Below are 25,373 nucleotides of genomic sequence, written 5' to 3' on the forward strand. Positions count from 1 at the left end.
ATTATTCCCTCTAGCGATCTTTCGGGTCGAGCGCATCACGCAGCCCATCACCGATAAAGTTAAAACAAAATAGCGTGATGACTAAAAAACCAGCAGGGATCAATAACAACCACGGAGTGACTTCCATTGAGTTCGCCCCATCACTTAATAAAGCTCCCCAACTACTTAACGGTTCTTGTGTCCCTAAGCCTAAAAAGCTTAAGAATGATTCAAACAAAATCATACTTGGAACTAATAGTGAAGCGTATACCACGACCACCCCTAAAACGTTAGGGACAATATGTCGCAGAATAATCTGCCGCGTACTCACACCACAAACAAGCGCTGCTTCAATAAATTCTTTACGCTTTAATCCAAGTGTTTGCCCGCGAACAATACGCGCCATATCCAACCATGACACCATTCCTATCGCCACAAATATCAGTAAAATATTGGTACCAAACAATGTGACTAATAGGATCACAAAAAACATAAATGGGAAGGAGTTTAAAATTTCTAATATACGCATCATGATGGAATCCACTTTTCCACCTACATAGCCAGCTAATGAACCGTACAAAGTCCCTACTACCACAGCGACTAGTGCCGCAGCCACCCCAACCATTAAGGAAATTCGCCCACCGATGGCAACACGCACTAATAGATCTCGGCCTGATGCATCGGTACCAAAATAATGTCCACTGACCATATCAGGAGGCATTGACATCATTTCCCAATCGGTATCGTCGTACAAAAAAGGCGACAACATGGGCGCAAAAATGACAAACAACGTAATTAAAAACAAGACACATAAGCTGAAAATGGCCGCACGGTTGTGCATAAAACGGCGCCGGGCATCTTGCCATAAACTGCGCCCTTCAATATCGAGCTGCTCTGAAAAGTTCGCCAGAGCTTCACTATTTTTCTGGTTCGATAGCATCGTGTTTCTCCGACTTAGTAACGAATTTTAGGGTCAATAACGGCATACAAAACATCGACAATCGCATTAAATGCAATTGTCAGTACCCCAACTAAAATTGTTAAGCTCAATACCAGCGAATAATCACGATTAAGTGCTCCGTTAACAAAGAGTTGGCCGATCCCCGGTAACCCAAAAATGGTTTCAATGACCATTGACCCTGTAATTATCCCTACAAAGGCGGGGCCCATATAGGAAAGCACAGGAAGCAATGCAGGTTTAAGGGCATGGCGTAAAATGATAGTTCTTAGTGGTAACCCTTTTGCACGGGCAGTACGAATAAAATTAGAATGCATAATTTCGATCATCGAACCGCGTGTAATACGGGAAATACTCGCAATATACGCTAATGAAAGCGCAACCATGGGCAGAACCATATGTTTTAGGTTCCCGCCATCCCATCCACCACCAGGGAGCCATTTCAAGTGAATGGCAAAAATCAGCACCAATAACGGTGCCACAACAAAGCTTGGGATAACAACCCCCGTCATGGCAAACCCCATGACTGTAAAGTCCCATTTGGTATTTTGGTTGAGTGCGGCTATCACCCCGGCAGATACCCCAAATAAAACAGCAACAATAAACGCGGTTGCCCCTAATTTTGCAGAAACAGGAAATGCTTTAGCCACTAAATCATTCACACTGTAGTCTTTGTACTTAAATGAGGGTCCGAAGTCACCTTTTGAAAGCTGAATTAAATAATTAAAGTACTGCTTATACATTGGGTCATTTAGATGATATTTAGCTTCAATATTTGCCATCACTTCCGGTGGCAATTTCCGCTCGCCAGTGAATGGGCTCCCCGGTGCTAATCGCATCATGAAAAACGAAATGGTAATCAGAACCAAAAGAGTCGGAATGGCTTCTAACAACCGACGAAAAATAAATTTCAACATCGCTCTTTCCTACTTCTATTGCCCAAATAGGCGAATATCTGGCTCCAATCAATGGAGCCAGAGCAACTTTTATTAGTGTTTAATAATATATAAATCTTTAGTATGCAGGTTATCTAATGGGTCTTTGCCACTATATCCCCCTACATAAGGTTTCACTAAACGCGTATTAACATAGTAGTAAAGAGGAACAACACCGGAGTCGTTATCAAGTAATTTTTCGGCTTGTTGATAGAGTTCTGCGCGTTCATCATCCGTTTTGACTTGCAATGTTTTTTTCATCACGGCATCAAAATCGGTATTTTTATAATGAACGGTATTATTACTGCTGTAGGAAAGTAACATATTGAGGAAGGATGAAGGCTCGTTATAGTCCGCACACCACCCCGCGCGTGCAACATCATAGTTGCCTTGATGTCGGCTATCTAGGAATGTTTTCCACTCTTGGTTTTCTAGTTTCACTTCCGCGCCAATATTTTTCTTCCACATAGAAGACGCTGCAATCGCGATACGCTTATGTAAGTCTGAGGTGTTATATAATAAATTGAATTTTAGCGGATTCCCTTTGTTATATCCCGCTTCTTCTAGCAACTGTTTCGCTTTTTCATTACGCTGCTCTTGTGTCATATTCGCGTACCAATCTGGTTTTTCTGATTTCATTCCGCTGGTAAATGGTGGAGTGAAACCATACGCAGGAATATCCCCTTGAGCTTTAACTTTGTACGTAATCGTATCTCTATCCATAGAAAGCTTTAACGCTTCACGTACACGTGGGTCGTTAAATGGTGGTTTTTCATTATTAATTTCATAATAGTAAGTACACAAGTATGGACTTACCCGTAACTCATTCGGCATGTTTTTTTGTAAGCTTTTAAACTGCTCGATAGGTAAGTTGCTGTATGTCATATCAATTTCACCACTACGATAGCGGTTAACATCTGTAACTTCTGAAGAAATAGGTAAAAAAGTCACTTGGTCAATAACCGTATTCGCATTGTCCCAATAGGTTGGGCTACGCTCTAAGACAATACGTTCATTGACCGTCCAATCCTTCAATTTATATGCTCCATTACCCACAAAGTTCTGGGGTTGCGTCCACTTCGCCCCATGTTGTTCAATGGTTTTTTTATTGACTGGGGACATAGATGAGTGTGCTAATAGTTTCGGAATATAAGGAACAGCTTCACTAAGAGTAATAACTAAGGTTTTGTCATCGAGAGCTTTAATACCAAGTTCTTCAGGTTTTTTCTTTCCAGAGATAACATCGTCAATATTATTGATATGGGCATATTGTAAATAACTGGCATAAGGTGATGCAGTATCAGGATCCGCTAATCGTCGCCAACTGTACACAAAATCTTCTGCGGTGACAGGGTCACCATTAGACCATTTGGCACCCTCGCGAATTTTAAATGTCCATTCCGTAAAATCTTTATTTTCCCAGCTTGTTGCTGAACCCGGTAATATTTCACCATCAGGCCCTACAATCGTGATCCCTTCAAAAAGGTCCCTCGCTAAAGCAGATTCCGGCACCCCTTCGATTTTATGTGGATCCAATGATTGAGGCTCGGAACCATTATTACGAACCATTACCTGTTTTTCAGCCAGCTCAACACCTGCGGGAACCGTTGCTGCAAAACTTGTTGCTATAGAGCCTATTGCCAGCCCAGCCGTTACGCTAAGTGCAATAATCGATTTATTGATTAATTTACTCATCTTATCGGTTACTCCCATACATAATTATTATGATTGTGTGTTGATACATGTTCACCCAGTAGGTGAACACTTTTTATAATTATTTAGATATTATTAATTAGGTTCACTTATATATAACCGTTTAATATCCGTATAATCAAGGGGGTCATTGCCTTTAAATCCACGCACGCTCGGTTTTATCATTCGAGCACTCACGCGATAATAAACAGGAACAATAGCCGAATCCTTGTCTAGCAAGGCTTCTGCTTGTTGGTAAATTGCATGGCGAGATGAAGGATCTGGAGCTGTCAACGCTTGCTCAAGTAAGGCATCAAAGTCCGAATTATTATAAAAAGCGGTATTATTACTATTTTGAGACAACATCATATTCAAAAATGCAGTAGGCTCGTTGTAATCTGCACACCACGTTGCCCTAGCAACATCGTAATGTCCTTCATGACGACTTTGTAATGATGTTTTCCATTCTTGATTTTGCAACGTCACTTGCGCACCAATGTTTTTCTGCCACATCGATGCCGCAACAATCGCTTGCTGCTTGTTTTGATCTGAAGTGTTATACAATAAATCAAATTTCAATGGGTTTTCTTTGTTATAACCCGCTTGTGAAAGTAAATCTTTAGCACGCTGATAACGTTGCTCTGCTGATAAATTAGCCCATTCCGGCAATGTAAAGTCACCATTATTAATAAAGCTTGGCGTAAAACCATAAGCGACTTTTTGCCCTTGCGCGATAATTTTATGGGTAATTATTTCTCGATCTAATCCTAATTTTATTGCTTCGCGTACTCGTGGGTCATTAAACGGTGCTTTTTGATTATTTATTTCATAATAGAATGTGCACAAATAGGGTCGAACATATAATTCATTGGGCCTTTCTTGCTGCATTTTTTTATATAAAACAGGTGGGATTGCAGAATTTGAAATATCAATTTCACCACTACGGTAACGATTAATATCGCTCACTTCGGAGCTAATTGCTAAAAAGGTCGCTTGTTCAATACGGCTATTTTGATTATCCCAATAAAATGGATTTCGTTTGACCACAATACGTTCATTCACCACCCATTTATCCAATACGTATGCCCCATTCCCAATAAAATTTTGAGGCTGTGTCCACTTGTCCCCATACTGTTCAATTGCAGATTTTTTCACGGGTTTCATAGAAGTATGTGAAAGCATATCAACAAAATAAGGTACTGGGTGGCTTAAAGTAACCTGTAAATGTTGCGAGTCAAGCGCCTTCACACCCAGCGCTGTTGCAGGCATTTTCCCTGCTAAAATCGCATCTGCATTTAAAATATACGCATTTTGTAGATAACTTGAATAAGGAGAGCCTGTATTGGGGTCAGATAAACGCTGCCAACTATAGACAAAATCTTCAGCGGTTACCGGTGAGCCATCACTCCACTTTGCATCTTCCCGCAAAGTAAAAATCCAAGAAGTGTAGTTTTGATTGGTCCAACTTTTGGCAACGCCTGGCACTGCCTTTCCGTCTATATCGGTATACACTAGGCCTTCTAATAAGTTTAATATCACATTACTTTCTGGCACCCCTTCCACTTTATGGGGATCAAGAGATGTCACCTCTGAGCCATTATTAATTGTGATTACCTGTTTTACTTTTTCCGTGCCATTTGCTTGTAACGCAACAAATAATAACGAGAGCACACCATAACCAAGTGTTGATTTGAACATCCTATCCCTCACGATTCATTGATGGCGCTATAACCTCATTAGCAACCTTATTTACGCTGATATTTAAGCCCTAAGACTGTTACTTCCTTATAGGCAACCCACTTTACGCCTTAACACTAAAAACAATTTATTAACATTTCCCAGCTAAAATTTTGGAAATTTTAAAAAACACCAGTTGAAAAAATTAAATTACTCTTAAATTACAATGCATTACAAAAAACGATCATGTGACACAAAATAGACTTTAAACTCACACCCAAAACATATCATTAACAAACGCCAATTAGAATAGTGAATAAATTTACGTAGCTCACAATTCCTTACTTTTTATCCCTATTTTAGTAAAAAATGCCACATATAATTACAGGGATCATTTTTTTAATGTGTGATTATTGATAACTAAAATTTTAATTAGCGAATTAAAACTATCTGAAAAGCAGAATTGATGTGTGTAATACGATAGGAACGAACAATAGATATGGCTGCAAATAGCTTTGGTTTGCAGCCACAAAAAGAGAAGAAATTAGATTACAATAAGCCTGGGAATATCGCTTTAACCCCGGTCACAATAAACTCTATCCCCAGCGACATCAGTAAGAGACCCATGATACGCGTCACCACGTTGATCCCTGTTTGACCTAAGTACCGAACCAATAAAGACGCTGAACGAAATAATAACCAACAACAAAAAGCAAAGGCGATACTCGTTAAGGCTAAACCTAAAAAGTTTTGCCAACCATGCCAACGAGATGACCAAACGATACAAGAACTTATTGCCCCGGGCCCTGCCATCAAAGGTAAGGCCAAAGGAACAACACCAATGCTATCCCTAACCGCAGTTTCTGTTTTTTCTTGCTTATTCTGTTTGTCTTCACCAATTTTACCGCTAATCATCGACATCGCAATGGTGACTATCAAAATTCCGCCAGCAATACGGAAAGAATCAATTGAAATACCAAACAATTGCAGGATTGAGTCACCAATTAATAATGATGTACATAAAATGATAGCAACTGATGTATTTGCAATCGTGTTAGTTTTATTTCTCCCGGCATTACTTTGATAGTTTGTCATACTAATAAACACAGGCAATATGCCAACTGGGTTCACAAGTGCAAACAAGCCAATAAAGAATTTTATATAACCCGATAAATCAAGTAATGCGCTACTCACCCATTTATTTCCTTAAGCAGTTCTCTTTAGAGATTCATTGATATCTTTTATAATTTTACCACTGATGTTATTAATTTCCTTGAGCAAAACAATATTTTCTTTAACTTGCTAAATTTGCTCAGCATTTAGTTAGGCATACATAAATTATCTTCGCATATTGTTTTGATAATATTAAATTAAGTAATAGATGAACAACATTTATTCAACTTGTGCAGATATACACATGCTGAAAGGAGTCAGCTTGATGTTTTCGTGATTTAGATCACTTTATTAAATTCCCGTTTTGTTAATCTACTCTTAACTGATAGGCAGAGATAATGAGGATATTAACTCAGCACTGAATAAGGTTTTTAAGCCAATAAGCGATCATGAGCAGCGTTATTATAGATAACATCTATACTTTCATCTCCAAGCATTCCCTAGTTCTATAGATGCATTTTGCTCATTGGCTTAAAAAGTTTAACATTTATCAGGAGTAATCTATATGTCCGTAACTAACGTTACCGAACTCAATGAACTCGTTGCTCGTGTCAAAAAAGCTCAACGCGAATTCGCAACTTTCTCCCAAGAGCAAGTTGATGAAATCTTTAGAGCCGCTGCCCTCGCTGCCGCTGACGCACGTATCCCCCTAGCAAAACTCGCTGTCGAAGAATCTGGAATGGGTATTATTGAAGATAAAGTGATCAAAAACCACTTTGCTTCTGAGTATATCTATAACGCATATAAAGATGAAAAAACCTGCGGCACGCTATCTGAAGACCCAACATTCGGAACAATTACTATCGCTGAGCCGATTGGTATTATCTGTGGTATTGTGCCAACAACAAACCCAACTTCAACCGCAATTTTTAAGTCACTGATTAGTTTAAAAACACGCAACGCGATTATCTTTTCTCCGCACCCTCGCGCTAAAAATGCAACTAACCGCGCGGCACAAATCGTGCTTGATGCCGCTATTGCAGCGGGTGCACCAAAAGACATTATTGGCTGGATTGATTCCCCTTCTGTTGAGCTATCTAACGCTTTAATGCACCATCCTGATATTAACCTGATCCTAGCGACAGGTGGACCAGGCATGGTCAAAGCAGCTTATAGCTCAGGTAAACCTGCAATCGGTGTTGGTGCTGGTAATACTCCTGTCGTTATTGATGAAACAGCGGATATTAAACGTGCCGTTGCGTCCATCTTGATGTCAAAAACATTCGACAACGGCGTTATTTGTGCATCTGAACAATCCGTTGTGGTCGTAGATGAAATCTATAATCAAGTTCGCGAACGTTTTTCAAGCCATGGAGGCTACCTGTTACAAGGAAAAGAGCTTAAGGCCGTTCAAGATATCATATTAAAAAATGGTAACCTAAACGCTGCGATTGTTGGTCAACCTGCCTATAAAATTGCAGAAATGGCTGGTATTACGGTTCCAAAGACAACTAAAATCTTAATCGGTGAAGTCAAAACCATCGATGAGTCAGAACCATTCGCACATGAAAAACTTTCACCATTATTAGCGATGTATCGTGGTAAGAATTTTGAAGATGCGGTTACAAAAGCAGAACAATTAGTTGAAATGGGGGGGATTGGACATACCTCTTGCTTATATACTGACCAAGATAACCAACATGATCGTGTTAACTATTTTGGCCAAAAAATGAAAACAGCGCGTATTTTAATCAATACACCCGCGTCACAAGGTGGTATCGGTGACCTGTACAACTTTAAATTAGCCCCTTCTCTGACCCTAGGTTGTGGTTCTTGGGGTGGTAACTCCATCTCTGAAAACGTAGGTCCAAAACACCTAATCAATACCAAAACTGTGGCGAAGAGAGCTGAAAATATGTTGTGGCATAAACTTCCGAACTCAATCTACTTCCGCCGTGGTTGCCTCCCTATCGCCCTTGAAGAGATCGCAACTGACGGTGCTAAACGCGCTTTTATCGTAACTGATGGTTATCTATTCAATAATGGTTATGTTGATGAAGTGGTTAGCGTTCTCAAAAAACATCACATTGAAACAGACGTTTTCTTTGAAGTTGAGGCAGACCCAACATTAACGGTTGTTCGTAAAGGTGCAGCCCAAATGCAAGCATTCCAGCCTGATGTGATCATTGCGTTAGGTGGTGGTTCACCGATGGATGCGGCTAAAATCATGTGGGTTATGTATGAACACCCAGAAACGCATTTTGAAGAATTAGCATTACGTTTTATGGACATACGTAAACGTATCCACCGCTTCCCTAAAATGGGCGTTAAGGCTAAATTAGTTGCTATCACAACGACTTCGGGGACTGGTTCTGAAGTCACGCCATTTGCGGTAGTGACTGATGATAAAACAGGCCAAAAATATCCATTAGCAGACTATGCCTTAACGCCAAATATGGCAATTGTTGATGCGAACTTAGTCATGAATATGCCTAAATCTTTAACCGCTTTTGGTGGTTTAGATGCGGTCACTCATGCGTTAGAAGCTTATGTTTCTGTTTTGGCTAACGAATTTACTGATGGCCAAGCACTTAAAGCACTAAGTCTATTAAAAGATTACTTACCAGCCAGTTACCATGAAGGGGCTAAAAACCCTGTAGCAAGAGAACGTGTCCATAACGGAGCAACACTTGCAGGTATTGCATTTGCAAACGCATTCCTTGGTGTATGTCACTCTATGGCGCATAAACTTGGTTCAGAGTTCCACATCCCTCATGGGCTTGCTAATGCATTGTTGATTTGTAACGTCATCCGTTTTAATGCGAATGATAACCCAACAAAACAAACTGCATTTAGCCAATACGACCGCCCTCATGCACGCCGCCAATACGCAGAAATTGCGGATCACTTAGGGCTCACTAAAGTCGGTGATCGTACAGGTGAGAAAATTGAAAAATTACTCGCATGGTTGGAGGAAATAAAAGCCGATTTAGGTATTCCTAAATCTATCCGTGAGACGGGGGTGACAGAGGCTGACTTCTTAGCTCGCGTGGATAAACTGTCTGAAGATGCATTTGATGACCAATGTACAGGTGCTAACCCGCGTTATCCTTTAATCTCTGAAATTAAACAATTATTACTGGATTCTTATTATGGTCGCGAGTTTGTTGAACATCAAGACGCACCCGTGATTGAAAAAGAGGAAAAAAAAGCGCCTCAGAAAAAAACAGCTGTAAAAAAAGAAGTTGAAAAGAAAAATACTAAGAAATAATGTTTCACACATTATTTAAAATAAAGGCACTGCAATAATTGCAGTGCCTTTTGTTTAGCTATTAAAAAATGAATTACTGCAAGGACACATAAAATTAATATTATATACAACGGTTCTACTCGCTGAGTCTAGCCCGTAGATGACCATAATAAGTTGATAACAGAGAGCTATTTAATTCCCTATACCGAGCTACTTCCATTTATCGAAAGTGAAGTGCCTGTTTAGGTATAACCCCCTCATTCATCAATTGGGCTTGTTTTATTGCTTCTGAATAGTGCTTACGACAAACAGAAATATACTTTTCATTGCCGCCTATATCCACTTGTAAGCCTTTATATACAGGTATCCCATCACTTCCTATACGTAATACCTTACTCGCCTTACGGCCACAATAACAGACCGTTTTTAGCTCGACTAACTTATCAGCCCAAGCAAGCAAGTATTGGCTACCTTCAAATAATTGCCCTGCAAAATCAGTACGCAATCCATAACATAAAACGGGAATATCCTCGTTATCGACTATGTCACATAATTCTTCAACTTGTTTTTTTGTTAGAAACTGACACTCATCAATAAGAACACAATGCACTTTTTGTACGTTATTTTCTTTTTTTATCAGCTCAGCCATATTTGTTGTCGCTGAGTAGAGTAACGCTTCTGCTGATAAACCGATACGTGATGAGACTTTGCCTTGTTCAAAGCGGTTATCTATCTCTGCAGTAAAAATAACCGTACGCATCCCTCTTTCATTATAGTTATACGATGATTGCAATAATGACGTTGATTTTCCCGCATTCATAGCTGAATAATAAAAATAAAGCTGAGCCATTTGGCTGTTCCCTCAAAATTAATATACAGAATAATTTTACCATAAAACAGACTTCAGGATTAACAATAATGGTGTGCATGTCCTTTACTTATTGAAAATTTAACTTTTTTTCCGACCATGCTCTTACCTTATTGCAAATATTGCTTAGCTTATATGCAATAAAAACCAATTTGATATTAACTATAAACAGTTTCAATTAAAGCACATTCTCCTAAAAAACATCATCAAAAAAAGAAATTTTAAGGAATCTATCCCTTCAGTTCATTCCGAGTAAAAGTAAAATGAGACTCCCCTCTTCTTTTTCGAATAATTTAATCGCTAAAATTTTTAGCTTATTGCTATTTTTCGTTTAGTTCAGTTATTGATAATAGCTATATATATATCTACGAAAAGTTTATTTTTCTTTTGTAAAAAAATTGCAATCGTTAAAGATTACTTTTAAACTAAGGAAGTAATTTAGCTATTGCAGAATTTAAAATAGCATTCTATTATTACTGTACACATGCCAACTAATAATTTGAGACCAGGAAAATGAGCGAATCATTAAAAGCGTTAAATAACATCCGTACTCTTCGTGCTCAAGCTCGCGAAGTAACTTTAGAATCTTTAGAAGAAATGCTGGAAAAATTAACCGTCGTTGTTGAAGAACGTCGTGACGAAGAAAACCAAGCTCGCGCGGAATTAGAAGAACGTAACCGTAAATTGGAAAAAGTTCGTGAAATGATCCTTGAGCAAGGCGTAGATTTAAATGACCTTCTGCAAACAATGGACTCAGGTAAAAGCACTGGTACCCGTGCTAAACGTGCTGCACGTCCAGCTAAATATAAATATGTTGATGAAAATGGCGAAACCAAAACTTGGACAGGCCAAGGCCGTACTCCAGCTGTAATCAAAATTGCCATTGAAGAACAAGGCAAATCTTTAGATGATTTCTTAATCTAATCGCCTTAACATGTATTCTAAACACCCTTTTATAAGGGTGTTTTTATTTAAACCTATATATATTATTTTATATTAACCTGTAATAAGAAAAAGCGCTTAGCTATTATATCCCCCTTCACCACGAAAACCTCATAGCTACCACCCATGCTCAATAAACAGCGCTGTTTAAGCCACTACTGTGTATTACACAATCAACAAAATAATCATGATAAATAAAAATTAGCAGTAAAGATATGTAAGCTTAATTAGATAAACTTAAATATTATCAGTGATTTTATTTATGCAATCCCCTTATATGTTAATTTTTGCACGCTATACACTTATAGAGTGTGTAGATTAAACAGCCTAAAACAGAGTGTTCCCCCCTTAATACTGATGTTTATTGTTAATAATCTATTTTTTACGTATAAAAAAGGCTAACAAATTAAGTTAGCCTTTAATAAAAATTCATTGTGAAATTTTTATTTTTCTGAATTCAGAGAGACTGACAATTTTTTCAACCACTGAGTGAACTCATCTCCCAGTGCATCATGTTGCATTCCATATTCAACAAACGCTTTCATATAACCTAATTTATTTCCACAGTCATGACTTTTACCACATAAGTGGTAAGCTTCTACTGGCTCGTTATTTTCCATCATTAATGCAATGGCGTCAGTTAATTGAATTTCATCCCCTGCACCTGGCGCTGTTTTGGCTAATGCGTCCCAAATCTTTTCAGATAAAACATAACGGCCAACAATAGATAAATTAGATGGAGCTTCTTCACGTTTTGGTTTTTCAACCATACGAATAATTCTTTTACTATCCCCAGGCGCTAACATCTCGCCATTACAATCCACAATACCATAGCTAGATACATCTTCCTCTGGGACTGGCTCAACTAAAATTTGACTTGCCCCTGTAGACTCATATTGCTCTAGCATTTCTCGCAAGTTAAATTTAGTTAAATCGGTACTGTAGCGGTCTAAAATGACATCAGGCAAAATAACTGCAAAAGGCTCTTCACCGACTAACGGTTTAGCACACAAAATAGCATGCCCTAATCCTTTTGCTATTCCTTGTCGTGTTTGCATAATCGTTACGTGGCTTGGACAAATAGATTGAACTTCATCTAATAGCTGGCGTTTAACACGCGCCTCCAAAATAGCTTCTAATTCAAAGCTTATGTCAAAGTGGTTTTCAATGGAATTTTTTGATGAATGGGTCACTAAAACGATTTCATTGATCCCCGCAGCAATACATTCATTAACAACATATTGAATCAGCGGCTTATCAACTATAGGCAACATTTCTTTTGGAATAGCTTTTGTTGCAGGAAGCATACGAGTTCCTAAACCCGCAACAGGAATTACCGCTTTACGCACCTTGCGCTGTGTCATATTTATCACTCCAGATATCATCTTAGCCTCTCAAAATTTACTAAAGTACCAAGAGGCATTTTAAGTGCGCAGAAGTATATCAGGAAATATTCATGAATAAATAGCGACGAGTCCGAATAGGGTTATTTAGATTACAGGAATACGCATTTTAGGCATTAATTATGTTTCGGGATTAAACATAAGTTTTATTTTCTGACTATTATTACGAATTAAGCACTGCCAAGCATTTCCTTTTACCTCTAAATGATTAGATTGATAAAATTTTAGCGTACCTAAAGGCAGGTTTCTAGGTAACTTAACATGTGTATTTTCTGTCGTTATTTCCGCTTCTAAGCCCGCACTCGCCATAATAATCGATTTATTTTGTGTATTAAAATACCCTAATAATAATGGAAACTGCCCATTAAACCCTGAGTCTTCCAGTAGGTAATTTATTTGATTAATGATCCTATCAATATTGGGTAGTTTTTTGTCTGGATAACTTACCGCACTTTTTAAGAGGTCGTTGAACACCACACGAATCAAAAATGCAGCCATAATACCTTCTTGCGAAGAACGCTCAGTATCAATGCAGTAAAACCCTATTTGGCTGTCTGAAATAGCCGCTAAGTCTAATAATAAGCCAAAGCGATTAGCCTCATTAAGCTGACGATAGTTAATTCGATAACTATTTATAATTTGATGTACTGGCGGTTGTAACTGTTTCAATATTGCCAACATATCTTGCGTATGCTCTTGCATTAACACAGAAATTTGATTAGCGTCCTCCCCATTCAGCGCTGTGAAGCTATTTTGCTCAGGATACAGTGCCGAAAGGAGTGTCACTTTAACTTCATCTAAATTTTTGATTGGTTTTAACAAAGCATCTTTTGCACCTAAACGAAACATTCGGTCTAACTGCGTAAAATCTGTTGTTGCTGTGATCACAATGACTGGAATATCAATATTACGCGCAACTAGCTCGCGCATAAACGCTTCACCATCCATAACTGGCATATTTAGGTCGCATAGAATAATATCGGGATTGATGCGCTCTTCAGTTAACATCTCTATTGCTAATTGGCCATTATCTGCGGTATAGATCTCAAGACCCAGTGTTTCTAGGTAGTTTTTTAAAATTGTACAGAAGGTGATTTCGTCTTCTATTATGAGTACTTTTCTATTTTTCATAAGATACCTACTGCAAGAGCCTAGTTTAATTAACAATACAATTATTCATACGATAAAATCATTTATTCATCATCATTTAAGTATAGTGACTTTTCAATCTTATACTTATTTTTATAGGGAGTGTTATGAAATCACAAGCAGAAGATAAGTGTTGCTGTGGTAACGAAGCACAATTTGTACAATGTTGTGCCCCTTTTTTACAAGGAAAATCAATCCCACAGACGCCAGAGCAGCTTATGCGCTCAAGATATAGCGCTTATGTACAGCAAAATGCCGATTATCTAATTAAAACATGGCACCCTGATTGCCAGGCTCAAGAATGGTATCAGGAAATTACAAATAGTTTTTCGATGACACACTGGCTTGGTCTTCGTGTTATTAGTTCTTCTTATGCCAAAAAATCCAATGAAGCCTATGTCGAATTTTCGGCTTGCTTTATTGATGAAAAAGCTGATCATAAGCAGCTTATTCATGAACGTTCGCGTTTTATTAAGATGGATTCGTGTTGGTATTATATAGACGGCATTACGCCCAAAGTTGGTCGCAATGATTTGTGCCCTTGTGGCTCTGGTCAAAAATATAAAAAGTGTGGACATCCAGACTAGTCACCCTTTATTTGATGTCTGTCTAAAAAGGCACACGTAATACTCAACCCATCATTTTCTTTTTTATATCGCTTTGTTAGTTAAGGATTAGGCTGTTTCATGCAACACAAAATTGTACAGAAGAAAATTCTCAGGACAATTTGCCCTGACGCGAAAGGATTAATCGCGAAAATCACCAATATTTGTTATAAGCATCAACTCAATATCGTACAAAATAATGAGTTCGTTGATCACCACACTGGCCGCTTCTTCATGAGAACTGAGCTAGAAGGTATTTTCAACGATGAGACATTATTAGCTGACCTTGATGATGCATTACCAGTTGGGTCTCAACGCGAATTAAACACAGCGGGTCGACGCCGTATTGTCGTCATGGTAACAAAAGAAGCTCATTGTCTGGGCGACCTACTCATGAAAAGTGCTTATGATGGGTTGGATGTTGAAATTGCGGCGGTTATTGGGAACCACGATACACTAAAGAACTTAGTCGAACAATTTGATATCCCATTCCACCATATTAGTCATGAAGGCCTAACTCGCGAACAACATGACGAAAAAATGACAGCGCAGATTGACCAATATCAGCCTGACTATGTTGTATTGGCTAAATATATGCGCGTATTAACACCTGCATTTGTGCAACATTATCCAAACCAAATCATCAATATTCATCACTCATTTTTACCCGCATTTATTGGTGCCCGCCCCTACCACCAAGCTTATGAGCGTGGCGTAAAAATTATTGGAGCCACTGCGCACTTTGTTAATGACAACCTCGATGAAGGTCCAATCATTACACAGAATGTAATTAATATAGACCATACATTCACAGCGGATGATATGATGCGTGCAGGGCGTGATGTCGAAAAAAATGTCCTCAGCCATGCACTCTATTGGGTCTTAGCTCAACGTGTATTTGTATATGGTAATCGCACTATTATTTTATAAGCCAAAATAGTGGCTTATTTAACAACGATTTGTTGATTTAACAGGCATTAAGAATAAAAAAACAGCAACCAACCATTTTATTGAAAATTAATGCTTTACAGCGGCGCGTCATTTGATATGATGCCGCCCGCTGTCAACGATTACAGCAATTTAAAACCTGGTGGGATACCCAAGCGGCCAAAGGGAGCAGACTGTAAATCTGCCGTCACAGACTTCGAAGGTTCGAATCCTTCTCCCACCACCATCAATTAGTTTCACCTCCTAGTTTATCCACAACTCCCATAAAGCGATTTAACACACTTGAGTGTGATTTTGATTTATAGATATAACACACACTTTTTCCTAATATTTTGTTCAATGATATATAAATCAATGATTTATCAACCAACTCTTCCTCTGGATAATGATCTATAATACCAATGAAATCACCCTCTTGAATGAAACTTTGGCAACAACCTATATTATCCATTTGTCTCACACTCGTTTTATTATCAACTGTTTCAATTTTTGCCAATAAGTCACTCATCAATGAACTTTTATAAAATGCAGGATCACATAACCATGTACTTTTTTGTAATAGTGTCACCAGGTCATAATTAAATTTTTCATACAGCTCTTTTCTGCAATAAATACCTAATGGTGAGTTTTCTATTATTTTTTGTAATGAAAATCGCTCACTAACCACCTGTTCTGAACTAAGTATAAGTGTATTCCCATCATAATCGACAATTTCATCTACTTCATCATAATTAAACCTTAATATATTTACTTGTACATTATTTTGATGTGCTGATTGATATAAATTAATTAAATGATTTTCCTTCCCCCAGTCATAATAAATATTAGCTTCATTGATTATATAACCCGAAAAATGTTTTTTCGTTATTTCCTTCTCCTGTAAATAAAGATCTCTTAGATCATTATAAAGTTCTTGGCCATCCTTAGTTAATGTCATTCCAAATTTTTCTCGTTTAAAAAGCCGTTTACCTAGGCTTGTCTCAAAGTCTTTGATTGACTTTGCGATGGGAGGTGTCGTACGGTTCATCACTCTTGCAGCCTTACTTAACGAGCCATTCTCAACAACCGCCATAAACGCCTCTAATTTTCTTGAAAAGAACATATCTATGACCCCATTCCGTTTATTAAAATGTTAATCAACATACTTAACTTTCTCATTAATAATTATATTGATTAGCCCATAAATTAATCTATAAAATAAAAAGTCAATCTTGATTTTTTATTGAATGATTAACAATATTTCATAAAAGTATTTTTATAATTTCCATCATTACAAAGCAATATATTATACTGTTTAGATTGATTATTTTTTATGACCCCACTATTAAATCACATTAAAATATAAATAACCAATTGACTTTAAATGAAAATAAAACTAGTTAATATTGAAATTATTAATTTAATTTCAATAGGAAATCAAACTCTAGTACATAGAATAAATTTGACTAACTATGATATTTTTTGATTATTTATATATATTATTATCTTTATATTATGTACTGAGTTTTGACTCTATATTAACAATAGGTCATCTCATGTCTATTGTTATCATAACCACTTATAAATAACCTAATCGTTGAAATATGCTTCGTGGGGTTACAGTATTGCTACCATCTGGTAGAATAAGCATAATAATCATAAAACTAGGTGATAAAAAACCATGAAATTCATATCGTTCAATATCAATGGCCTTCGAGCTCGCCCTCACCAACTCGCTGCAATCATAGAAAAACATCAACCTGAGGTTATTGGCTTACAAGAAACAAAAGTCCATGATGATATGTTTCCTTATGAAGAAGTTAGTCAGCTCGGCTATCATGTTTTTTATCACGGTCAAAAAGCGCATTATGGTGTTGCGCTTTTGACTAAAAATGAGCCTCTTGCTGTCCGTAAAGGCTTCCCTACTGACGATGATGACGCACAGCGTCGTATTATCATGGCTGACATTCAAACTGAACGAGGCCCATTGACTGTGGTAAATGGTTATTTCCCGCAAGGGGAAAGCCGTGACCACCCCACTAAATTTCCGGCAAAAGAAAAATTTTATCAAGATTTACAAAGTTATATTACATCAACGCAAACTGCAGAGTCACAGTTACTCATTATGGGTGATATGAATATCAGCCCAACGGATCTTGATATCGGTATTGGTGATGTAAACCGCAAACGTTGGTTAAAAACCGGGAAATGTTCTTTTTTACCCGAGGAACGTGAGTGGTTAGCCAAATTATTAGGCTGGGGTTTAGTTGATACATACCGTGCAAAAAACCCTGATGTTTCTGATTGTTACTCATGGTTTGACTACCGTTCTAAAGGCTTTGATGATAACAGAGGCTTACGTATCGACTTACTGCTTGCATCAAATAAGCTAGCAGAACGCTGTATCGCTACGGGGATTGATTATGACATTAGAGGGATGGAAAAACCGTCAGACCACGCACCTGTATGGTCTGAATTTGACCTAACAAAATAATTTTCCTCACGAGGTATAATGCAAAAAGGCGCTTTACGCGCCTTTTATTGTTTTACCTGACCCATCCTAAATAAGGTTGACACTTTTCCAATCTAAAATTGGAGAGTGTAATGAAAGCAATCACTAAACGAACTCAACGCGATTATTCCCTCGCTTTTAAATTACAGGTTGTTGACCAAGTAGAAAAAGGCGAACTCACCTATAAACAAGCTCAATATCAATATGGGATACAAGGATGTTCTACCGTTTTGGTATGGCTTCGTAAACATGGTAGATTAGATTGGTCTGAAGGTACGCCCAATACTCTTTATAAAGGTACTGCTATGACCCAAACTCCTGAGCAACAAACCCCAGAACAACGCATCAAACTACTCGAAAGGGAACTTGAAGAAGCTCGGCTTAAATCCGATTTCTTTGAAGCTGTTGTCAAAGTTATGGATAGAGACTTCGGAGTTCGCTTGTCAAAAAAGCGCAAGGCCGAGTTATTAAAGAAAAAACGGTTAAAAACCTCACCGTAACAATAGCTTGTCGTTTTATGAATATTAGCCGGCAAGCCTACTACAAGCGACAGGATAAGACTGAAGAACGACAAAAAATCGATACGGCCATTATTGATATTGTTAAGTCTGAACGCGCCTTTCATCCCAGACTGGGAGGGCGTAAGTTACATTTTATTTTAAAGCAAAAACAAATGATTATTGGTCGTGACCGGCTATTTACTTTATTGAAGGAACATCGGTTACTTGTGCCGAATAAGCGGGCTTATCATAGAACAACTTTAAGCCATCATCGTTTTCATCGACATCCAAATTTAATTAAGTCAGGATTTATCCCCACACAGCCTGAGCAACTCTGGGTAGCGGATATTACCTATTTATCGACACATGAGGGTGATACCTATTTAAGTTTAATTACGGATGCGTACTCGCGAAAAATCGTGGGATATCATTTAGATGACAATATGAAAACAAGTTCGGTGAAGAAGTCGCTGGTTCAGGCTTTAAAAAAACGCTGTTCGACAACATCGCTGATCCATCATTCAGATCGTGGGCTACAGTATTGTTCGTCGGAGTATCAAGAAATACATAGAAATCATAATATTCAATGTTCTATGACTGATGGCTATGATTGCTATCAAAATGCCTTAGCAGAAAGAATTAATGGAATATTAAAAATGGAGTATCTTCTAGTAAAACCAAGAAATTTAGAGCAGGCACGAAGGTTGGTTGAAGAATCAATCCAGATTTATAATGAAAGGCGCCCGCATTTATCATTAAACTATAAAACGCCCGATGAGGTTCACCGAGCGTTTTATGCCTGAAAAGTTGTCAACCTATATCAGGACTAGTCAACCAGACTCAACTAATCTTCTTTCTTTTTCGTTTTTTTACCCGTTTTTGCTGGTTTTTTCCCTGTTTTTACTGATGGGGCCGGTAGCTCTCGAAATGCCCTCAAATTTGTAAACTGGCGCGCATGGTGAATTAATTGCATCAAGGTTTCGTTAAGCGGCTGCATAAAGTCATCGTAGCGGGATTGTTTTTCACTAATTTGGGTTAACACTGACTCCCAATGGGCCGTCATATCCGGCAACGTCGCCATATCAGGTAAGACATGGATCAGGGCTCTACCCGCTGGAGAGGAATGGATATAGCGCCCTTTTTTATATAAAAATTGACGTTTGAAAAGTAAATCGATGATCCCTGCACGCGTTGCTTCGGTGCCTAATCCATCCGTTTCTCGCAATACTTTTTTTAATGCTTTATCTTGCACAAAACGCGCAATTCCTGTCATCGCGGATAATAAGGTCGCATCCGTAAAAGGGCGTGGGGGCTGTGTTTGCCGCTCAACCACTTCCCCTTTTTCACACAAAAGCTCATCATTTTTACTCACAACGGGTAGCGGCATACCATCGTTTTCAGCATCACGCTCTTTATTGCCTAGAACAACTCGCCAGCCAGCTTCAGCAAGAAACCGCGCTTTTGCAATAAATTTACCCTTTTCAATTTCGAGATCAATCGTGCACTTACGGTAAACCGCATCAGGCATAAACTGGATAATATATTGACGTGCAATCAGTTGGTAAATTTTACTTTCATTTTCAGTTAGCTTTGTTGCTGCCGTTTTCGCTGTTGGAATGATTGCATGGTGGGCATCCACTTTTTTGTCGTCCCAACAACGGTTTTTTTTATCCAACTCTGTCAATTCAAATTCAGTGAGATCTGGTTGATGTACCGCAATTGCATTCAATACACTGTGCCGCCCTGCAAAATGTTCATCAGGCAGATAGCGGCTATCTGAACGCGGGTACGTAATTAATTTGTGCGTTTCATACAAGCGTTGGCAAATATCCAACACTTCTTGCGCACTCAATGCATACTTTTTAGCGGCTTCAATCTGTAAAGATGATAAAGAAAAAGGCAACGGTGCAATTTCAGATTCTCGCTTATCCTGATATTGTGTCACGATGGCAGGTTTGCCCTCGATACGTGATACTACATGCTCTGCGAGCGGCCGATGGAATAAACGCCCCTCTTCGTCTTGGTAATCAATACAGGAGTCGCTCGGCTGCCATATTGCGACAAAGCGCTCATCCTTTGGCGTAACAATATGAGCTTTTACCTCGAAATAATCTTTAGGAACAAAGTTTTCGATATCTTCATCTCGCCTGACGACTAACCCCAAAACTGGCGTTTGCACTCGCCCAACAGAAAGAACACCTTGATACCCCCCCCGTTGACCTAATAGCGTATAAGCCCGAGTCATATTGATGCCATACAACCAATCTGCTCGTGCTCTTGCTAAGGCAGAGACGCAAAGAGGAATAAACTCGCGATTTTCTCTTAAACGGTCAATTGCCCGCTCAACCGCTTGAGGATTAAGGTCATTAATTAAACAACGTTTTACTTCTTTGCGTTTTTCAGGATCGAGCTTTAAAAAATCAAGCACTTCGTCCACCAGCAATTGACCTTCTCTATCAGGGTCCCCTGCATGAACGACGGTTGAAGCTTGCTTCAGCAATGTTTCAATGGTTTTTAATTGTTTAGTTACTGCGGAACGGGGCTTCAACTGCCATTTATCAGGGATAATTGGCAGATCCTGAAGATTCCAACGTGCGTACCGAGGCTCATAGGCATCCGGCTCAGCCTGTTCTAAAAGGTGGCCAATACACCATGTTACGGTTTGGCCATCACCACATTGAATAAAACCATCACCTCGTTTATGAGGTTTGGGTAATACATCTGCAATGGCCCTTGCTAGGCTCGGTTTTTCCGCAATAAACAAACGCATAAATTAATCTATCACTTCAACTAAAGGAACATTATCCTGATGGGGTAATAATTTACCGATAGACTGTAACAAAACACCTTGCTGCTGTGCAATCTCTTTAATTTTAGACACTTCGGAAGGTTTTACTGCAATGAGTAGGCCCCCAGAGGTCTGCGGGTCACACAGTAGCTGGCGCTGCATATCATTCATAGGGCCAATAAGATGACCATAGCTGTCGAAGTTACGGGTTGTTCCGCCGGGAACACAGCCGGCTTCAATATATTTTTCGACATCCGCTAATTTAGGAACTTTATTGAAAGAAATTTCGGCGCGAACGTTAGAGCCTTCACAAATCTCACTTAAATGACCTAATAACCCAAAACCGGTCACATCTGTCATCGCAGTAACCCCCTCTAAAGGTGCAATGACAGCGCCTATTTTATTCATTTGGCACATGGTTTCAGACGCAAGGTGCTGGTGTTCAGGTGCTAACACGCCTTTTTTCTCTGCGGTTGTTAACACACCGATCCCTAAAGGCTTAGTTAAAAACAGTTCACAACCTGCTGTCGCCGCACTATTTTTCTTCACATATTCAGTATTCACCACACCTGTTACCGCTAACCCAAAAATAGGTTCAGGCGCATCAATGGAATGCCCACCAGCCAATGAAATACCGGCATCTGCACAGGCAGCTCGGCCACCTTCAATCACTTCTCGAGCCACTTCTGGCGGTAATTTAGCAATAGGCCAGCCTAAAATGGCGATTGCCATGATGGGTTTTCCGCCCATCGCAAAAATATCGCTTATCGCATTCGTTGCGGCGATACGGCCGAATTCAAACGGAGAGTCAACGATCGGCATGAAAAAGTCAGTTGTGCTGATGATGCCAATCCCATTACCTAAATCATAAACAGCGGCATCATCTTTCGTTTCATTACCGACTAACAAATGGGGGTCATGAAATTTTGCTTGTTCTGTGTGTAAGATTTGTTCTAATACTTTCGGTGCAATTTTACAGCCACAGCCTGCGCCATGACTATATTGCGTTAATCTAATTTTTTCAGTCATTATTATTCTCTTTAGAAGTGAGATACAAAACCGGTCATGTCGGGCGTTTGTACTTTTGTTGGTGCTTTAAGCTCTGGTGTTCCTAAATAAAGAAACCCAACAATACGGTCGTTATCTCCACAACCTAGTCCTGCACGAACCACGGCATCTTCTGTCCATGCCCCTGACCGCCATATACCGCCAAAACCCTGAGCTACTGCAGCCATTTGCATCGCCTGCACAGTACAACTCGCAGCAACTAATTGTTCCCATTGTGGTACTTTGGGGTGATCTTTTAATTTTGCAATCACCGTAATAATTAATGGGGCACGAAAAGGTGCATTACGTGCTTTTTCTTCTACCTCAGCGCCTAACTGCCCTTCAATTGCTGCTTTTTCTAATAGCTGACTGAAGCGTTTAATCCCCTCATTTTGCATAACAACAAAATGCCACGGTTTTAACGCACCGTGATCGGGTGCTCTCATCCCTGCAGCAAGTATGTTATTAAGTTCTTCGCCTTGCGGTGCAGGTGTTGTGAGTCTAGAAGCTGAACGGCGGTTCAACAAAAGGGTTAGAGCATCCATTTTTGTCTCCGTTTAAGAGTAAACTGATATGATAATCATTAAATTAGATAATTATACCCATGCTATCTATTGTTTAAGCTTAAAGGAAAATCGCTTACACTAATACAACAATAACAATGATCCGCCAGGTAAAATTACGTTATAAATTCATTGAATTGTATCATTTGTTATACGTGAAAAATATCATTGAAACATTGTACCGTGCGTATCTTAATTTTGTTATGCATAAAGATAGCCCACAATTGCAACTAATTGTATTGATATAACTTAGATATCAAGCGTTCGATGTGATGATCGGGTAACGGATTTGCTTTTGAGTATATTGTTGTTAATTCGTGCTGCAGGTGGAAATAGTCCAACTGTAGAAAGATATATTTATGTAATATCCAAAAATAGTTTGTGCCATTAATCAACGGTAAACCAATGAAGCCAACACCCTTTGGTGCAAAATATGCAGGATAGGAGAAAACATGCGTCAACTATGGGACATCATCGCTACCATCTTTAGAATCAGCTGGCGAGCACTAAACTTTATTAGGGAATTCGTTTTCAACGCTATTTTCTTAGTATTATTTTTTGTCGTTATTGGGTCGATTGCCCTTTACCAAACAGATACTCAACCCGAAAAAAATTATTTTGGTGCTTTATATGTAGATTTGCAGGGCGTTATTGTAGACCAAGTTTCTGCTCCCGACCCATTTGGTCGCATGAGTCGTGAACTGCTGGGGACTTCAAATAGCCGCATGCAAGAAAATTCACTATTCGACATCGTTGACACCATCCGCACCGCTGCAAATGATGACCGGATCACAGGGATGGTATTACGCCTAGATAATTTAGTTGGCGCTGATCAGCCCTCATTAGCTTATATCGGTAAGGCGATCAACGAATTTAAACATTCTGGAAAACAGGTTTACGCCATCGGTAACAGTTATAATCAGTCACAATACTACCTTGCTAGTTACGCTGATGATATCTACCTCACCCCACAAGGGGCTGTTGGCGTGTATGGTTTTGCAACTAATGGCCTATATTACAAGACACTATTAGAAAAACTTAAAGTCAGTAGCCATATATTCCGTGTAGGTACTTATAAATCTGCAGTTGAGCCGTTAATGCGTGATGATATGTCCCCTGAGGCACGTTTAGCCAATAAACAGTGGTTAGATGCCCTTTGGAACAATTACCTCGCAGAAATCGCCAAAAACCGTAATACAACCAGCGCACAAATTTTCCCTGGGGCTGATGCTATTTTAGAACAATTACGATCAGTCAAAGGCGATAGCGCGCAGTATGCTTTAAAACAAAAGTTGGTTGATAAACTTTATACCAACGAACAAGTTGAAGACTTACTCAGTAAACACTTTGGTTGGAATAAAGAAGATAAACAATTCAATAATATTAGTATCTATGATTATTCCGCTAAAATAGCAGATACCAATACAAGTCAAGGTGGCAATATCGCTGTAATTGTTGTTCAAGGAGCCATCATGGATGGCCCGCAAACAGCAGGAATTGCCGGAGGCGATACCATCGCAGCACAAATCCGCGATGCTCGCCTTGATGATAATATTAAAGCGATTGTCTTACGTGTTAACAGCCCGGGTGGAAGCGTCAGTGCTTCTGATTTGATCCGCAGTGAACTGGCTTCTGCCCATGCAGCGGGCAAACCTGTTGTGGTTTCTATGGGGGGTATGGCGGCATCAGGTGGTTACTGGGTATCAACGCCTGCGGACTATATTATTGCCAGTCCAAACACATTGACTGGTTCAATTGGTATATTTGGCGTGATCAATACCTTTGAAAAATCCTTAGATTCTATTGGTGTATATACTGATGGTGTATCAACGTCACCATTAGCTGATGTTTCGTTGACGAAAGGGATCAGCCCACAATTTGCAGACATGATGCAAATCACCATTGAAAATGGCTATGAAACATTTATTGGCTTAGTCGCTAAAGCTCGCCATAAAACACCTGCGGAGATAGATAAAATTGCGCAAGGCCGTGTGTGGATCGGGCAAGATGCATTGAAAAATGGCCTTGTCGACCAGCTAGGTGATTTTGATAATGCGGTAGATAAAGCCGCTGAGCTCGCTAAACTCAGTGACGTTAAGTTAGATTGGATGAAGCCCGAACTGACCTTTATGGATCAATTGCTACTTGAATTAACCACAAACGTTCAAGCCGTAATGCCAGATGTGCTACACGTGTTTTTACCTCCTGCAGTCGCGACGGACATCCGCCAGCAAGCTCAATTTTTCTTAAAAATGAATGACCCGCAAAACCGTTATGCTTTTTGCTTAAATTGCGCAGAAATTAATTGATCGCAAAATCCCCTTCAGAACCAATGAAGGGGATTTCTCTCACAACCCCATCAATAACCTTATATCAATCTAATTATTCGTAAGTTAACGATAGTAATACGCTAACAAATACGTCAAAATCCTGATAATCACTCTCCTTCGATAAATTGGATAAAT

The 25,373-nt window shown here is 39.1% G+C and carries 19 protein-coding genes and 1 tRNA gene; 8 read left to right on the plus strand and 12 right to left on the minus strand.

Annotated features, from left to right (window positions below):
• Window positions 1-10: 10 nt before the first annotated feature.
• The 5 genes from oppC to M0M83_RS10980 all read right to left on the minus strand — a co-directional run bounded on the left by oppC (window position 11) and on the right by M0M83_RS10980 (window position 6,435).
• Window positions 11-919: an oligopeptide ABC transporter permease OppC gene (gene oppC, locus M0M83_RS10960; RefSeq protein ID WP_125893091.1), complete on the minus strand. Its 909-nt coding sequence runs from the start codon at window positions 917-919 to the stop codon at window positions 11-13.
• Window positions 920-933: 14 nt separating this feature from the next.
• Window positions 934-1,854, minus strand: coding sequence for an oligopeptide ABC transporter permease OppB (oppB, locus tag M0M83_RS10965; protein ID WP_125893089.1), 921 nt, complete (start codon window positions 1,852-1,854; stop codon window positions 934-936).
• Window positions 1,855-1,926: 72 nt separating this feature from the next.
• Window positions 1,927-3,567 (minus strand): oligopeptide ABC transporter substrate-binding protein OppA, encoded by a 1,641-nt coding sequence (gene oppA, locus M0M83_RS10970; RefSeq protein ID WP_125893087.1) that lies wholly within the window; start codon window positions 3,565-3,567, stop codon window positions 1,927-1,929.
• A 93-nt stretch (window positions 3,568-3,660) separates the two neighbouring features.
• Window positions 3,661-5,262, minus strand: coding sequence for an ABC transporter substrate-binding protein (locus tag M0M83_RS10975; RefSeq protein WP_248466577.1), 1,602 nt, complete (start codon window positions 5,260-5,262; stop codon window positions 3,661-3,663).
• 528 nt (window positions 5,263-5,790) lie between these two features.
• Complete coding sequence (locus M0M83_RS10980) at window positions 5,791-6,435, minus strand: YchE family NAAT transporter (RefSeq protein WP_004254112.1); 645 nt, start codon at window positions 6,433-6,435, stop codon at window positions 5,791-5,793.
• 484 nt (window positions 6,436-6,919) lie between these two features.
• Between M0M83_RS10980 and adhE the strand changes: the two genes are divergently transcribed.
• Window positions 6,920-9,625: a bifunctional acetaldehyde-CoA/alcohol dehydrogenase gene (gene adhE / locus M0M83_RS10985; RefSeq protein WP_213912673.1), complete on the plus strand. Its 2,706-nt coding sequence runs from the start codon at window positions 6,920-6,922 to the stop codon at window positions 9,623-9,625.
• A gap of 199 nt (window positions 9,626-9,824) precedes the next feature.
• On the opposite strand, the gene M0M83_RS10990 is transcribed toward adhE, so the two are convergent.
• Window positions 9,825-10,454: a thymidine kinase gene (locus M0M83_RS10990; protein WP_213912672.1), complete on the minus strand. Its 630-nt coding sequence runs from the start codon at window positions 10,452-10,454 to the stop codon at window positions 9,825-9,827.
• 531 nt (window positions 10,455-10,985) lie between these two features.
• Here M0M83_RS10990 and hns point away from each other — a divergent pair.
• Complete coding sequence (gene hns / locus M0M83_RS10995) at window positions 10,986-11,396, plus strand: histone-like nucleoid-structuring protein H-NS (RefSeq protein ID WP_125893077.1); 411 nt, start codon at window positions 10,986-10,988, stop codon at window positions 11,394-11,396.
• Window positions 11,397-11,857: 461 nt separating this feature from the next.
• Here the strand turns inward: hns and galU are convergent, their stop codons facing one another.
• Together galU and rssB are read right to left on the minus strand one after the other, a co-directional pair.
• Window positions 11,858-12,778, minus strand: coding sequence for a UTP--glucose-1-phosphate uridylyltransferase GalU (galU, locus tag M0M83_RS11000; RefSeq protein ID WP_248466578.1), 921 nt, complete (start codon window positions 12,776-12,778; stop codon window positions 11,858-11,860).
• A gap of 159 nt (window positions 12,779-12,937) precedes the next feature.
• On the minus strand, window positions 12,938-13,948 hold the full coding sequence (rssB, locus tag M0M83_RS11005; RefSeq protein ID WP_125893072.1) for a two-component system response regulator RssB: 1,011 nt from the start codon (window positions 13,946-13,948) through the stop codon (window positions 12,938-12,940).
• 125 nt (window positions 13,949-14,073) lie between these two features.
• Between rssB and M0M83_RS11010 the strand changes: the two genes are divergently transcribed.
• The 3 genes from M0M83_RS11010 (at window position 14,074) to M0M83_RS11020 (ending at window position 15,745) form a co-directional block, all read left to right on the plus strand.
• Window positions 14,074-14,553, plus strand: a complete 480-nt coding sequence (locus M0M83_RS11010) for a YchJ family protein (protein WP_125893070.1) — start codon at window positions 14,074-14,076, stop codon at window positions 14,551-14,553.
• Between the two features lie 99 nt (window positions 14,554-14,652).
• Entirely contained in the window at window positions 14,653-15,501 is an 849-nt protein-coding gene (purU, locus tag M0M83_RS11015) for a formyltetrahydrofolate deformylase (protein ID WP_102138653.1), read from the plus strand.
• Between the two features lie 159 nt (window positions 15,502-15,660).
• Window positions 15,661-15,745, plus strand: a tRNA-Tyr gene (locus M0M83_RS11020).
• Here the strand turns inward: M0M83_RS11020 and M0M83_RS11025 are convergent.
• Window positions 15,746-16,621 carry a LysR family transcriptional regulator gene (locus M0M83_RS11025; RefSeq protein WP_125893068.1) on the minus strand — a complete coding sequence of 292 codons (876 nt, stop codon included), beginning with the start codon at window positions 16,619-16,621 and terminating at the stop codon, window positions 15,746-15,748.
• 558 nt (window positions 16,622-17,179) lie between these two features.
• Here M0M83_RS11025 and xthA point away from each other — a divergent pair.
• Both xthA and M0M83_RS11035 read left to right on the plus strand, forming a co-directional pair.
• The gene (gene xthA / locus M0M83_RS11030; RefSeq protein WP_125893066.1) at window positions 17,180-17,992 is read left to right on the plus strand and encodes an exodeoxyribonuclease III; all 813 of its coding nucleotides are present in this window, start codon (window positions 17,180-17,182) and stop codon (window positions 17,990-17,992) included.
• A gap of 110 nt (window positions 17,993-18,102) precedes the next feature.
• Window positions 18,103-19,313, plus strand: a protein-coding gene (locus M0M83_RS11035) for an IS3 family transposase (RefSeq protein WP_423811116.1) whose coding sequence is annotated in 2 segments (ribosomal slippage) — window positions 18,103-18,445 and window positions 18,445-19,313 — 1,212 coding nt in all. Because the reading frame shifts where the segments join, the coding sequence is not laid out codon by codon here.
• Between the two features lie 41 nt (window positions 19,314-19,354).
• Here the strand turns inward: M0M83_RS11035 and M0M83_RS11040 are convergent.
• The 3 genes from M0M83_RS11040 to M0M83_RS11050 are packed head-to-tail and all read right to left on the minus strand — an operon-like array spanning window position 19,355 to window position 22,890.
• Complete coding sequence (locus tag M0M83_RS11040; protein ID WP_248466580.1) at window positions 19,355-21,280, minus strand: DNA topoisomerase III; 1,926 nt, start codon at window positions 21,278-21,280, stop codon at window positions 19,355-19,357.
• A gap of 3 nt (window positions 21,281-21,283) precedes the next feature.
• Window positions 21,284-22,327, minus strand: a complete 1,044-nt coding sequence (gene selD, locus M0M83_RS11045; RefSeq protein WP_125893062.1) for a selenide, water dikinase SelD — start codon at window positions 22,325-22,327, stop codon at window positions 21,284-21,286.
• A gap of 11 nt (window positions 22,328-22,338) precedes the next feature.
• Entirely contained in the window at window positions 22,339-22,890 is a 552-nt protein-coding gene (locus M0M83_RS11050) for an NAD(P)H nitroreductase (protein WP_248466581.1), read from the minus strand.
• 470 nt (window positions 22,891-23,360) lie between these two features.
• On the opposite strand from M0M83_RS11050, the gene sppA reads away from it, so the two are divergent.
• Window positions 23,361-25,217, plus strand: coding sequence for a signal peptide peptidase SppA (gene sppA / locus M0M83_RS11055; protein ID WP_248466582.1), 1,857 nt, complete (start codon window positions 23,361-23,363; stop codon window positions 25,215-25,217).
• Window positions 25,218-25,373 lie beyond the last annotated feature (156 nt).

It is taken from the genome of Providencia rettgeri (assembly GCF_023205015.1).
Lineage (GTDB): Bacteria > Pseudomonadota > Gammaproteobacteria > Enterobacterales > Enterobacteriaceae > Providencia > Providencia rettgeri_E.

Bases quoted from the DNA above. Each gene is read 5' to 3' on its own strand.
- sppA (WP_248466582.1), top strand. From the start codon at position 23,361: ATGCGTCAACTATGGGACATCATCGCTACCATCTTTAGAATCAGCTGG.
- hns (WP_125893077.1), top strand. From the start codon at position 10,986: ATGAGCGAATCATTAAAAGCGTTAAATAACATCCGTACTCTTCGTGCT.
- M0M83_RS10975 (WP_248466577.1), bottom strand. From the start codon at position 5,262: ATGTTCAAATCAACACTTGGTTATGGTGTGCTCTCGTTATTATTTGTT.
- M0M83_RS11010 (WP_125893070.1), top strand. From the start codon at position 14,074: ATGAAATCACAAGCAGAAGATAAGTGTTGCTGTGGTAACGAAGCACAA.
- M0M83_RS11025 (WP_125893068.1), bottom strand. From the start codon at position 16,621: ATGTTCTTTTCAAGAAAATTAGAGGCGTTTATGGCGGTTGTTGAGAAT.
- M0M83_RS10990 (WP_213912672.1), bottom strand. From the start codon at position 10,454: ATGGCTCAGCTTTATTTTTATTATTCAGCTATGAATGCGGGAAAATCA.
- M0M83_RS11050 (WP_248466581.1), bottom strand. From the start codon at position 22,890: ATGGATGCTCTAACCCTTTTGTTGAACCGCCGTTCAGCTTCTAGACTC.
- galU (WP_248466578.1), bottom strand. From the start codon at position 12,778: ATGACACAGCGCAAGGTGCGTAAAGCGGTAATTCCTGTTGCGGGTTTA.
- oppC (WP_125893091.1), bottom strand. From the start codon at position 919: ATGCTATCGAACCAGAAAAATAGTGAAGCTCTGGCGAACTTTTCAGAG.
- adhE (WP_213912673.1), top strand. From the start codon at position 6,920: ATGTCCGTAACTAACGTTACCGAACTCAATGAACTCGTTGCTCGTGTC.
- xthA (WP_125893066.1), top strand. From the start codon at position 17,180: ATGAAATTCATATCGTTCAATATCAATGGCCTTCGAGCTCGCCCTCAC.
- oppB (WP_125893089.1), bottom strand. From the start codon at position 1,854: ATGTTGAAATTTATTTTTCGTCGGTTGTTAGAAGCCATTCCGACTCTT.
- rssB (WP_125893072.1), bottom strand. From the start codon at position 13,948: ATGAAAAATAGAAAAGTACTCATAATAGAAGACGAAATCACCTTCTGT.
- purU (WP_102138653.1), top strand. From the start codon at position 14,653: ATGCAACACAAAATTGTACAGAAGAAAATTCTCAGGACAATTTGCCCT.
- oppA (WP_125893087.1), bottom strand. From the start codon at position 3,567: ATGAGTAAATTAATCAATAAATCGATTATTGCACTTAGCGTAACGGCT.
- M0M83_RS11040 (WP_248466580.1), bottom strand. From the start codon at position 21,280: ATGCGTTTGTTTATTGCGGAAAAACCGAGCCTAGCAAGGGCCATTGCA.
- selD (WP_125893062.1), bottom strand. From the start codon at position 22,327: ATGACTGAAAAAATTAGATTAACGCAATATAGTCATGGCGCAGGCTGT.